We start from the raw sequence: 10,677 nt of genomic DNA on the forward strand, positions 1-10,677 counted from the left end.
CGAGGCTCGGGGTCGGGTGGTCGTGGGGGTGTGTTGCTGTCTCTTGCGTGGGCCTCGGGCGAGGCTATAGTGAAACCGTCCGAGCGGTTTTGTTTCGCGTTGTCTAGCGGGTTCCGGTGGCGTGGCCGCCGACAGGGTTGCGGCACCGGAGCTGGTGCGTGCGGGTGGGCTGAGTGATCAGCGCGGCGCGATGCTCGTACGACTGCGGGCCGCCGTAGGCGACTTGGACTGGGTTGCTGTCGCCGGCCAGGCGGGCGGGGCATGAGCGCGATCCGGGCAAGACCCTGCTGGATATGGCGCTAGCGGTCGCGCTGGGCGGGGACTGTCTGGCCGATGTCGGAATACTGCGGGCCGAGCCGGGAGTGTTCGGCCTGATAAGAACGGTCGGCAATAGGCATCGGGTGCGGGGGAGGATGCAGAGCAGGCACGGGTCCACGTGATCATGGAGTCTCTACGCTGAGTGATGACGAAGGACGGCCGTGCCCGCGTTGCCGTCTTGCTGCTCGAAACCGCGAAGCGTCGGAGGATGACGATCACGACCGCCGTGCTCCGGGTCGGCCTACCGCGCCGGGCGGAACGGCTGCAGGAAGCGGATCCCGTCCTCGACGCCGCCGTCCATCAGTTCCAGCAGTTGGGGCACCAGGTCCTGCATACGGGGTGCCTGCAGGTGGCCTTCGAGGGCCTCGTGGCTCTCCCAGCGCTCGAAGATGACGAACGCGCCCGGTTGTCCCTCGACCTGGTGAGCCTCGTAGTCGATGTTGCCCGCGTCGTGGCGTGATGCCGTGACGGCGGCTGTCATGAACGCCTTCATCGCGGCTTCCTTCCCGGATTTGGCCCGGGCTTCCCACAGCACGGTGACGTAGTGGTTCGACGTGGTGGTCATGCTCGCTCCTCCTGACTCCGAACAGCATCGTTGTGAGCCGTTCACGACTCGACACTGAACGCCGGGGAGCGTCGGCGGGAGCTACGGGGCTTCGTGGTACAGCGCGTACCACCCAGCGGGGCGGGGTGTGCGGGAGGATGGTGTGCATGGATCAACTCGGTGCCGCGCTGCGGGCGTGGAGGGACCGGCTGGACCCCGTGACGGTGGGCTTCGCACACGGCTCACCCCGGCGGGTCCCCGGTCTGCGACGCGCGGAGCTGGCGACGCTGGCCGGCATCTCGGTCGAGTACGTGGTCCGGCTGGAGCAGGGACGGGTGGCGACGCCCTCGGCGCAGGTCTGCTCGGCCCTGGCTCGCGCCCTGCACCTGTCCGACGACGAGCATGCGCACCTTTTGCGCATGGCCGGTCACGCAGCGGATCCGAGCCGGGTACCGCGGATGATCCCGGGGAGCCTGTACCGGATCGTGGACCAGCTCGCCGGCAACCCGCTGGCGATCTACGACGCCACCTGGCAGTTGCTGCACTGGAATCCGCTGTTCGCGGCCACGTTCGGCGATCCCACGGTCCGCGGTGCGGGCGACCGCAACGTCCTGGTCTGGCAGTTCCTGGGTGAGCTGCCCCGGGTCCGGCAGACGGCGGCCGAGCGGGCGGCGTTCGAGGAGTCCCTCGTCGCCGACCTGCGCGCGACGACGAGCCGGTACCCCGACGATCCCGACCTCGCGGCGTTGGTGTCGAGGCTGAACCTCAGCCCACGGTTCTGCGAGTTGTGGAGCCGCCGAGCGGTGGGCGGTCACCAGAGTGCGCACAAACTCGTCCAGCACCCGGATGTCGGAGACATCGCCATGAACTCCGACATCCTCAACACCCAGGACACGAACCTCCGCCTCGTGGTGTACACGCCGCAGCCAGGCACCGACGCCCGCAGCAAACTCGAATTCCTTGCGGCCATCGGGGTCCAGAGGATGTCTCCTCAGGGCTGACGGCCCGCGAGACATGAAGGCCCGCGTCCGCCTCGTCCGGTGGACCAGGCTGCTGGGTGGTACGCGCCGTACCAGGAAGTCCCGTAGCTCCCGCCAACCCTCCCGGGGACCCAGCATGGAGTGCGTGAACAGCGCACGACCGTGCTGTTCGGACCAGGAGGAGCCAGCATGACCACCACATTCATCACCGGGGCCAACAAGTCCCTCGGTTTTGAAACCGCTCGTCGCCTCGTCGAGGCGGGGCACACCGTCCTCCTCGGTGCCCGCCACCGTGAGCGCGGTCGGGCCGCGGCAAAGGCGCTCGGCGCCCGGTTCGTTCAGATCGACGTGACCGACGACGCCTCGGTCCAGGCCGCGGCCGCGGATGTCGCCGCGCATGAGGGAACGATCGACGTCCTGGTCAACAACGCCGGCGTCCTCGGCAAGGTCGGCCCCGTCGAGGAGTACACCGCGGCCGACGTGAGCGCCGTGCTCGACGTGAACGTCGTCGGGATCGTGCGCGTCACGCACGCCTTCCTCCCGCTGCTGCGCAAGTCGCCGAACCCCGTCATCGTCAACGTGTCCAGCGGGATGGGCTCCTTCAGCATGACCCAGGACCCGGCGCGGATCGAGTCGCGGTATGCCCTGCCCCTCTACTGCGCCTCGAAGGCCGCGGTCACGATGCTCACGACGCAGTACGCCAAGGAACTGAAGGACGTGAAGGTCAACGCCGCAGACCCCGGGCAGACCGCGACCGACTTCACCGGCGGCCTCGGACACAGCGTCGCCGACGGCGCAGAGTCCATCGTGACCCTCGCGACGATCGGCCCGGACGGGCCGACGGGACAGTTCATCGACCGATCCGGGAACCTCCCGTGGTGAACCTGCCCTGAGCTCAGGTCGGTCGACCCGCCGCCCTGCGCGTACCACATGCTCGTCATCTCTACGCTCAGTGATCACGAAGGACGGCCGGGCCCGCGCTGCCGGCTTGTCTGCTCGAACCCCGGTGGGACCAGTTCGCCGCGCTCCTCCCCGTCCGGGAGGAGTTCGTCGTCGGCCACCCGCTGGGCTGTCACCGCCGCCGGACCCCCGATCGAACCGTCTTCGAGCACGTCGTGTTCGCGCTGGTCCATGGTTCCGGCTACGAGCGGATCTCCACGCCCGGATGCTCGGACCGCACCATCCGCCGACGCCTCAAAGAGTGGTCCCGGCAGGGGATTTCCAAAGCGCTGCACGCTCTCGCCCGGGACGCCTACGACCGGATGATCGGCCTCGACCTCGGCGAGATGTCGGTGGACGGCTGCATCCAGGAGCAGGTCGGCATGGAACCGGACGCCGTGAACGTCAACCTCGACTGTGGACGCATGGCAAACGTGTGGGCCCAGCCAGACTTGGTGGCTGGACCCACACGGAGAGTTGTCGTCCGCTGCGGCTACCAGCGATACCAGCGGCCGCTTCCTCCCTTGGGGCGGGCGACGAACCCGACCAGCCAGACCACCAACACGATGACCGCGACGAACCACAAAGCCTTCAGCGCGAATCCCGCACCGAAGAGAATCAGGGCGAGCAGAAGAACGAGAAGCAGGGGAACCATAGTTATCAACCTCCAGGCCACCGTGTGCCCAGCTTCCTCCACGTCACGCCATCGGGAAGCGAATGTTCTCCGCGATTCTTGTGGGGCACACAGGCCCATCGGTTAATGGCCGGGAGGTTTCTCGAGTATTTGCTGTCATCCAGTTTGAGAGTTGGCGTTCGGGTCAGGCGTGTTGATGTCGAATCCGTCGAGTGATTCCCAGGAGTTGAGTGCTATGTCCGGCAGCGAGAAGACTCAGGCCAAGACCGAGCAGGCCAAGGGCAAGGTCAAGGAGACCGCGGGTAGCGCCGTCGGCAACGAGAAGCTGACCGCCGAGGGCCGTGCCGAGCAGGCCAAGGGCGACGCCCGCCAAGCCAAGGAAAAGATCAAGGACGTCCTGAAGGACTGACTTCCTGATCCATGAAGTGGGGGCCACCGGTGCTAGTCGGTGGCCCCCACTTCATGCCGTTCAGGCAGTTGACGGAGCGACGTTAGCCGCCCGACTGTACGCGGATCAGTCGGCCATCGCTGGCGTCCTGATGCGTGAGCTGCCCCCACCGTCCCTCCATCAGGTGTCCGGGGGTGGATTTCGCGGGTGGCTACCCTCCCTCGGAGGACCACCAGCGGACGGGGACTTCTACGACGTCCACCCCGCGGTCACCGAGGGCGACCCGTCGCTGGTCGTGCCGGCAGACGTGTGCGGCAAGGGGTTGGAAGCCGCCGGGCTGACCGGGAAGATCCGTGACACTCTGCATGCCCTGCTTCGCCTCGCCGATGACCAGCAGCCGACTTCGTCCTCGCGCCGGGGGAGGCCTGCGTTCTGTACACGGGCGGGATCACCGAGGCACGCGGTGGCCCGCTGGGTGACACCATGTTCAGTGAGGCGCACCTGCACCGCACCGGACCGGAACTGATCGCGCTCTCCAGCTCCATTGCGACCCGGCTGCCCACCGCGCACGCCACGATCACCGCCTGTCAGGCCGTGGGAGTGCCCGTCCTCGTCGGCGGGGCCGCCTTCGGGTCCGACGGCCGTTACGCCCGGCTGCTCGGTGCGGACGCCTGGGCCGCGGACGCGCGCTCCGCGGCCGACCAGATGCGGAGCGGCCCGCTGTCCCAGCCGGGGCCCAGTCACCAGCCGATCGACGAACTGCCGCACCTGAGCGACCAGGAACACACGATGGTCACCCGCACGGGCACCCGCCTCGTGCGCACCGTGCTGCACGGTCTGGAGGCAGCTTCCCCGCCATGCGGCAGTGCAGCGACCTGCGGCGCGAGCACACCGCCGAGGACCTGGCGCACATTGTGGACTTCCTCGCCACCGCGCTCAACCTCGACGACGTCGACCTGGTCACCGACTTCGTCACCTGGACGGCCTCCATCGGCACCTCGCGCGGCGTGCCCGCGAACAGCTTGCCGCCCGCATCGGACCTCCTGGCCGGTGAACTCAACGACTTCCCCCGAGCGTCACGCATTCTCCAGCTCGGCACCCGGCAGTTCGCCGCTCCCTCTCCCGTCCCTTCTGCCGCTGCCAGGAATCACCCGTGAGTACCCTCCCCTCAAGTCACCTGCGTCTGACGGCCGTCGACACCGAGACCACGGTGCGCATAGACCTGCGCGGCGACCTCGACCCTGCTGACGATCCGGCGCCGCACCGATGAAGCGGACGTGCTCCTGCACCTGGAGGAGCGCACCCCGGAGTTGAACCGGCTCCTGACGATCACGGGTAGTTTGGAATACCTCACGGCGCTTCCCAGCGGCGCCGCGCGCGAGACCTCCGGATCGGGGGAGTCCCGAGCGGACACGGAGGAAGTCACACCGGCCCGCCCCACCGGGCCGGACAGCAGCGCCTGATCCGAACTGCGCTGACCACCGCGTGAAACGGGTAGGCAAGCCGACGGGGAGCCCATGCCACAGCAAGACTTCGACACCCAGCGGCTCACACGAGACGCGATGCATTCGGCGAGCGACGTGGTCGAACTGCTCGACCTGCTGTGGGAGCATATGCGCGACACCGTCACCACGACCTCGGTGTCCACCGCGCAGTTGCGTCTGATGTACCTCGTGGACCGCAACGACGGCCTGCGTATGCGGGTCCTGGGTAAACTCCTGCGTGCCGCCCCGCCCTCCGTCAGCCGGCTCTGCGACCGCCTCCAGGCCACCGGATTCCTCGAACGCCTGCCCTGCCCCGACAGTGGACGTGAAGTCACTCTTCGTCTGACCATCGCCGGCAAGCGCCACCTGGAACAGATCCGGACAGAGCGCGAGGCCACGCTGACCTGGGCCATCGAAGCGATGCCCCAAGAAGACCGCCGTGCACTGGTCACCGGGCTTGCCGGACTGAAGAGCGCCTTGGCCCACGTTGACCAGAGTGGACTCGGGTGAAGCCCCGCAGCCCGAAAATCGTCCGGTCCTTCGAGGCCCGAGGCGCACGGAAGAGCGGCGCTCAGCGTCTGATTCGCTCGCGTGCGGCGGGGTGTCCCAGGGTGTTCGGCGCCCGTGAGCGACCGGGTCGGACGGTGTCAGCGCGCAAAGGTGGGGGCCGACCGCGGTGTTCTGCGGCCGGCCCCCATTACGCGGGTTCGTGCTGAGGGGTCAGATGCGGCGGTGGCTCGTGTAGTAGCCGCCGACCTGCTCGTGGTAGCCCGCGTCCCCCACGTGCTTGTCCTTGTCGAACTCCGGGGAGTTCTTGATCTGGTCCTTGGTGAGGTCGACGAAGATCTTCCGTTCGGCCTGGTCGACGGTCCGTACGGTGCCGGCCGGCAGCAGAACGTGCTTGCCGAAGATCCAGACACCGGTGTCGACCACCAGATACGCGGAGTTGACGTCGTCCGAGTGCTTGTCGACCTTGCCGATGGTGCCGTCGGTGGCCTCGACCTTGTACCCGATCAGGTCGGTGCCCGCGGTGTGGCCGGAAGTCGGCTGGTAGCCCCAGATGTTGTCACTCATAAAGTACTCCCTCATAGAACTGTATTTCGCGCTCAATAGCCGAAACCATGAGGCGGATCAGCGTCCCTTGACATTCGGATACGCTCTCTCAAAACAGCGGGTGCCCGTGATCCGAACTCCCACACATCAACGTGAGCAGGGATTCCAAACTGACGTTGGAAGCGCCACGTTGGGGCACTCTCCGCGCGGCTGGCTCAAAGCTGCAGCAGGGGACCCACCAGCCATCTGGCTCAGGTCAGAGGGATGAGTGCGGTGATGTGTTTGCCTCCGGGATGGAAGGCGATGGAAATATTCGTGGCCACGCGGCGCACCAGGAGCCAGCCATAGCCGCCGATCTGTGCCGCTCCCGCGCCGCCTTTTTCCTGGACCACTGGTGCGCGGGTACTGGCGTCACCGACGGCGATACGCAGTCCCTTGTCGGTGAGTTCCGCTGCGAAGCCGGTGAGACCACCGCCATGGCGGAACGCGTTGGTCACCAGTTCGGAGGTCACCAGTAGGGCGTCAGCCACCACCACATCCGCCGGTTTCTCCCCCTCCAGCCCGCACGAGCGTGATGTCAGCAGTTCGGTGACCGCCTTGCGCGCGGCGGCGGCGTTGGGCGGCACCGGCGGTGCAGATCGCGCCACCACCCCGTTCATCCACGCGGCCGCCGTCTCGGCCTCATCCGGTGTGTCTTCCGGACGATCACCCTGGCTAGATATCTCGCGTTTGATATTCATAGCTTTAACCGCCTGCCCTTTGAGGCTTGGCTCACACACCGCACGTGGCTGAAGAGGCGCAGGGCGCGCGATCAGCATGTGCGTGCCTGCCCGACGCTGTCCGCGAACCGGAACGAACGCCTCATGCGTGCCGGGTGACCTCGAAAAGCCGGCGCATCATCATGTTCGCGCTCGTCGGCACCAGTTGTATCCCGATCGCGGCGTGCTTGCGCTGGCCGATTGCGCTGGCCGTGCAATAACGCGTGCAACGCCGTGGAATCGGCGAAAGGCACGCCGGACAGGTCCACTACCGTTCGCTTGCCACCGCCCTGGGCGGCAGTGGTCAACTCTTCGACCAACCTGTCGTTGCCCCCGACCATCCGCCCATGCTGCCCCGGACACTGCTAAGCACCACATTGTCGGGAGTGATCTCCACTGCCACCACCAGATCGTCCCCGTCATGACCCCGTGTCTTGCTACAGCCCCACACCGAACCAGAGCGCGAGGGAACGTAGCCCCCGCAGTGAAACGTCGGCGGCCGCGGGTGGTGGTGTCCCAGAGTGAATGGGGGAGCAGACAGGTGCGTGCGAGCGAGGCTGCCGTGCGGAGGGCGGGGGAGTGGTGCGTTGGTGAGCACGCGGCTCGTATCGCCGACCGGGCGAGCCGCAGCCATCTGAGCGGGTCACGTCCGGGCTGGGACCGGACTGAGGGTGCGCAGGCGTGGCGGCGACGTCGCAGCGCCTACCGGACTGCTTGCCGCCGCAGGTGACGGCCGTGGCGCGGCAGGTTGCCGACTTCATGATGCCGGCCGCGCAAGAGACTCGGTGGGGCATCTCTTGGGCAGGGCTGAGCGGCATGATGCCAACCGGTGAGTGCCGCAGGCAGGTCGCTGTGACTATCGGCAGGAGCGCCCGAGTCTTCGAAAAGGTCTCCAAGGCAGCCACCTTCACGCAGTGCGTGTGCCACGTTCTACCGCCTGTCAGACCTTGCGCCAGCGCGCGTTGGCCCAGGAGAAGACCCCGAAGGCCGTGAGACCGACCGCTATCAGCGCCAGCAGCCAGGGGCCCGCAGGAGTGTCGGCGAACGTACGCAGGGTGTCGTCCATGCCCTTGGCCTTGCCGGGCTTGTGCTGGACGGCCGCCGCGATGGCGAAACCGCCCGCGGTGGCGAAGACAATGCCCCGGGCCATACCGCCGAACACTCCGAAGAAGTCGACGACCTTGCGGGTCTTCTGTGACATCTCCGACATCTTCAGATGCTTCTCGAACTTGCGCATGACGCCCCGGACGGCGATCCATACGCCGGCCGCAGCCACAGCGACACCCGCGATCCCGACGATCCACTGCCCGCCGGGCCAGTCCAGGGCCTTCGCCGTGACGTCCTGGGAGTTCTTGTCGGAGCTGCCGCCGCCACTGCCCTTGTCCCCGGCCGCGTAGGAAAGCACGGAGTACGAGACGAATCCGTAGAAGACGAAACGGCCCGCGGCCATCGCCCTCTTGCCCGGCTTTTCGCCGTCGGGACCCGCCTGCCCGAAGGCAGCCTCGGACAGCCGCCACACGGCCATCCCGGCCAGGGCTGCTCCGAGCAGCCACAACAGTACGGTGCCGAAGGGCTTTTGGGCGATTTCGGCGATCGCGCCGCCCCGGTCGGCCTGCTTACCTCCGCCCGAGAAGGCGATCCGCAGCGCGAGAACGCCGATCAGTACGTAGATGACCCCGCGGGCGACGAAGCCCGCACGGGCCGCTGCCGCGACCGCTTTGCTGTTCGCCGCGCGTCGGGCTTGACCGCTTCCGTGTGCCGTTGCCGATCCAGTTGCCATGCCTTACCGGATGCCCCCGAAGGAGGATGCCATCCCGGTCGACCCTCCGCTTTGTCTTCCTGCCCGCCATCCAGGAAGGTGCAGCCATGGCACATACGCAGAACGCACCTGAAGGATCCCCTGAAACAGCTGAGACCGACCTGTCCCAGGAGTCCGGCGGCACGGAGGAGGTCGGCGGGGTCCTCGCTGAGCGGGCCCGGCGCACGAGACGCCGGCTGGAACGGCTCATAGGGATCGCGGCGACGGAAGGCAACGCACTGCTCCCGTTGCGCAACGGCGACGAGATCTTCGGTGCCATGCTGGGCCGTATCCGTTCCGCGCGGCACACGGTGGACATGATGACGTTCGTGTACTGGAAGGGGGAGATCGCTCAGCGGTTCGCCGACGCGCTGGCAGAGCGGGCGCGCGAGGGACTGCGGGTGCGACTGCTGCTGGACGGTTTCGGGAGCCGGCTCATCGAGAGAGGCCAGTTGGAGGTGATGGAGCGGGCAGGCGTGCAGGTGGCCTGGTTCCGCAAGCCGCTGTATCTGTCTCCGTTGAAGCAGAACCACCGCTGTCACCGTAAGGTCCTTGTCGTCGACGAGGAGACAGCGTTCACCGGCGGCGTCGGCATCGCCGAAGAGTGGTGCGGCGACGCCCGCAACCCGGACGAATGGCGCGACACCCACGTCCAGGTGCGCGGACCCGCCGTGGACGGGCTGGCGGCCGCGTTCGCCCAGAACTGGGCCGAGTGCCACGACGAACTCTTCGACGACCACGACCGGTTCACCGCTCACACCGCCCACGGCGACGCCGTGGTGCAGGTGGTGCGGGGCTCGGCCAGCTTCGGCTGGCAGGACATGCAGACTCTGTTCCGTGTGGTGATCGAGACGGCGGAGGAAAGGATCCGACTGGCCACCGCCTACTTCGCGCCCGACGCGTACTTCATCGAGCTGTTGTGCGCCGCCGCCCGCCGCGGGGTCGAGGTGGAGATCCTGCTGCCGGGCCCGTACACCGACAAGCGGGTCTGCCAACTTGCCGGACAGCGCTACTACGAGGATCTCACCAGCTGCGGTGTGAAGGTCTTCCAGTACCAGCCGACCATGCTCCATACCAAGGTCCTCACCGTCGACAGGACCACCGCGCTCATCGGCTCGACGAACTTCAACCGCCGCTCCCTCGACCACGACGAAGAGGTCATGCTCGCCGTACTGGACCCGACGTTCACCGCGACGCTTGACCGCCACTTCGAGGAAGACGTTGAGCACAGCGAACTCATCCATCCCGGACGATGGAAGCGGCGTGCACCGCTCCAGCGCGTCAGGGAGGCAGCTGTCCTGCCTCTACGACGCTTCCTCTGACCCGTCGGACCCGATGCGCTGGATGCCCTACTCGTTCACCGAATGGATACAGACGACCGGAAACAGTCAGCACCGCTGATGCACACATCCGCGGCTTCGACGAAGACGGCCTTGGTGATCGGCCATGGCCTGCGCTGTGGCGGACGGTCGTGACTCCGTCCGAGGACCAGGGACCCAGCCGCACGGTGTAGCGGATCCGGGAACCGACCTCGGGCCGGGCCTGGTCGAGGGGCGTGGACTCGGAGGGTCCCACCACCCGCTCCCCGTACCGGATCGGCAAGCACTGCCCACACCGCGTGCGGGGGAGGGCTGGTCCATGGTGGGTTCGCTGCGGGGGCAGTAGCGGGGAGGGCGCGGGCGGGCGGGCGAGTGGTTGCGCCGCGGCAGGCGCGCGGCAGGCGCGCCCGCCGTGGGCGGTCTACTGCTCGGCGCTGGGAACGGCGAGGGGTTCACCGGGGG

11 protein-coding genes and 3 pseudogenes are annotated in these 10,677 nt (G+C 67.5%); 9 read left to right on the plus strand and 5 right to left on the minus strand.

Features of this window, described 5'->3' with window-relative positions; genetic code table 11:
• Positions 1-559 precede the first annotated feature (559 nt).
• Positions 560-883 (minus strand): putative quinol monooxygenase, encoded by a 324-nt coding sequence (locus ACIQTP_RS46715; protein WP_403412290.1) that lies wholly within the window; start codon positions 881-883, stop codon positions 560-562.
• Between the two features lie 146 nt (positions 884-1,029).
• Between ACIQTP_RS46715 and ACIQTP_RS46720 the strand changes: the two genes are divergently transcribed.
• The 3 genes and pseudogenes from ACIQTP_RS46720 to ACIQTP_RS46730 form a co-directional block, all read left to right on the plus strand.
• Positions 1,030-1,863, plus strand: a complete 834-nt coding sequence (locus ACIQTP_RS46720) for a helix-turn-helix transcriptional regulator (protein ID WP_403412293.1) — start codon at positions 1,030-1,032, stop codon at positions 1,861-1,863.
• 168 nt (positions 1,864-2,031) lie between these two features.
• The gene (locus tag ACIQTP_RS46725) at positions 2,032-2,724 is read left to right on the plus strand and encodes an SDR family NAD(P)-dependent oxidoreductase (RefSeq protein ID WP_403412296.1); all 693 of its coding nucleotides are present in this window, start codon (positions 2,032-2,034) and stop codon (positions 2,722-2,724) included.
• 98 nt (positions 2,725-2,822) lie between these two features.
• Positions 2,823-3,149: pseudogene (locus ACIQTP_RS46730) on the plus strand (transposase); the annotation flags it as partial.
• 125 nt (positions 3,150-3,274) lie between these two features.
• Here ACIQTP_RS46730 and ACIQTP_RS46735 read toward each other — a convergent pair.
• Entirely contained in the window at positions 3,275-3,436 is a 162-nt protein-coding gene (locus ACIQTP_RS46735; RefSeq protein WP_319753654.1) for a hydrophobic protein, read from the minus strand.
• Positions 3,437-3,650: 214 nt separating this feature from the next.
• Here ACIQTP_RS46735 and ACIQTP_RS46740 point away from each other — a divergent pair, with 214 nt between their 5' ends.
• From ACIQTP_RS46740 to ACIQTP_RS46760, 5 genes and pseudogenes are all read left to right on the plus strand, one after another.
• Positions 3,651-3,824 carry a CsbD family protein gene (locus ACIQTP_RS46740; RefSeq protein WP_403412299.1) on the plus strand — a complete coding sequence of 58 codons (174 nt, stop codon included), beginning with the start codon at positions 3,651-3,653 and terminating at the stop codon, positions 3,822-3,824.
• A 76-nt stretch (positions 3,825-3,900) separates the two neighbouring features.
• Positions 3,901-4,313 (plus strand): annotated as a pseudogene (locus tag ACIQTP_RS46745) (hypothetical protein); the annotation flags it as partial.
• Positions 4,299-4,960: pseudogene (locus tag ACIQTP_RS46750) on the plus strand (cobalamin-binding protein); the annotation flags it as partial. The pseudogenes ACIQTP_RS46745 and ACIQTP_RS46750, both read left to right, overlap by 15 nt.
• A 120-nt stretch (positions 4,961-5,080) precedes the next feature.
• The gene (locus ACIQTP_RS46755; protein WP_403412302.1) at positions 5,081-5,266 is read left to right on the plus strand and encodes a hypothetical protein; all 186 of its coding nucleotides are present in this window, start codon (positions 5,081-5,083) and stop codon (positions 5,264-5,266) included.
• Positions 5,267-5,320: 54 nt separating this feature from the next.
• A complete protein-coding gene (locus tag ACIQTP_RS46760) occupies positions 5,321-5,797 on the plus strand; it encodes a MarR family winged helix-turn-helix transcriptional regulator (RefSeq protein WP_403412305.1) in 477 nt (158 codons plus the stop codon).
• A 210-nt stretch (positions 5,798-6,007) separates the two neighbouring features.
• On the opposite strand, the gene ACIQTP_RS46765 is transcribed toward ACIQTP_RS46760, so the two are convergent.
• The 3 genes from ACIQTP_RS46765 to ACIQTP_RS46775 all read right to left on the minus strand — a co-directional run bounded on the left by ACIQTP_RS46765 (position 6,008) and on the right by ACIQTP_RS46775 (position 8,878).
• On the minus strand, positions 6,008-6,361 hold the full coding sequence (locus ACIQTP_RS46765; protein ID WP_403412308.1) for a PRC-barrel domain-containing protein: 354 nt from the start codon (positions 6,359-6,361) through the stop codon (positions 6,008-6,010).
• Between the two features lie 230 nt (positions 6,362-6,591).
• Positions 6,592-7,080, minus strand: coding sequence for an ATP-binding protein (locus ACIQTP_RS46770; protein WP_403412311.1), 489 nt, complete (start codon positions 7,078-7,080; stop codon positions 6,592-6,594).
• A 958-nt stretch (positions 7,081-8,038) separates the two neighbouring features.
• A complete protein-coding gene (locus ACIQTP_RS46775; protein WP_403412314.1) occupies positions 8,039-8,878 on the minus strand; it encodes a DUF1206 domain-containing protein in 840 nt (279 codons plus the stop codon).
• Positions 8,879-8,964: 86 nt separating this feature from the next.
• On the opposite strand from ACIQTP_RS46775, the gene ACIQTP_RS46780 reads away from it, so the two are divergent.
• Entirely contained in the window at positions 8,965-10,218 is a 1,254-nt protein-coding gene (locus ACIQTP_RS46780; RefSeq protein WP_403412317.1) for a phosphatidylserine/phosphatidylglycerophosphate/cardiolipin synthase family protein, read from the plus strand.
• The last annotated feature ends 459 nt before the right edge of the window (positions 10,219-10,677 follow it).

This window comes from Streptomyces sp. NPDC090798, from assembly GCF_044768965.1.
GTDB lineage: Bacteria > Actinomycetota > Actinomycetes > Streptomycetales > Streptomycetaceae > Streptomyces.

What these genes read in the sequence shown, in the direction of transcription:
- ACIQTP_RS46765 (WP_403412308.1), bottom strand. Translation starts at nt 6,361, where the DNA reads ATGAGTGACAACATCTGGGGCTACCAGCCGACTTCCGGCCACACCGCG.
- ACIQTP_RS46735 (WP_319753654.1), bottom strand. Translation starts at nt 3,436, where the DNA reads ATGGTTCCCCTGCTTCTCGTTCTTCTGCTCGCCCTGATTCTCTTCGGT.
- ACIQTP_RS46780 (WP_403412317.1), top strand. Translation starts at nt 8,965, where the DNA reads ATGGCACATACGCAGAACGCACCTGAAGGATCCCCTGAAACAGCTGAG.
- ACIQTP_RS46715 (WP_403412290.1), bottom strand. Translation starts at nt 883, where the DNA reads ATGACCACCACGTCGAACCACTACGTCACCGTGCTGTGGGAAGCCCGG.
- ACIQTP_RS46775 (WP_403412314.1), bottom strand. Translation starts at nt 8,878, where the DNA reads ATGGCAACTGGATCGGCAACGGCACACGGAAGCGGTCAAGCCCGACGC.
- ACIQTP_RS46720 (WP_403412293.1), top strand. Translation starts at nt 1,030, where the DNA reads ATGGATCAACTCGGTGCCGCGCTGCGGGCGTGGAGGGACCGGCTGGAC.
- ACIQTP_RS46770 (WP_403412311.1), bottom strand. Translation starts at nt 7,080, where the DNA reads ATGAATATCAAACGCGAGATATCTAGCCAGGGTGATCGTCCGGAAGAC.
- ACIQTP_RS46740 (WP_403412299.1), top strand. Translation starts at nt 3,651, where the DNA reads ATGTCCGGCAGCGAGAAGACTCAGGCCAAGACCGAGCAGGCCAAGGGC.
- ACIQTP_RS46725 (WP_403412296.1), top strand. Translation starts at nt 2,032, where the DNA reads ATGACCACCACATTCATCACCGGGGCCAACAAGTCCCTCGGTTTTGAA.
- ACIQTP_RS46760 (WP_403412305.1), top strand. Translation starts at nt 5,321, where the DNA reads ATGCCACAGCAAGACTTCGACACCCAGCGGCTCACACGAGACGCGATG.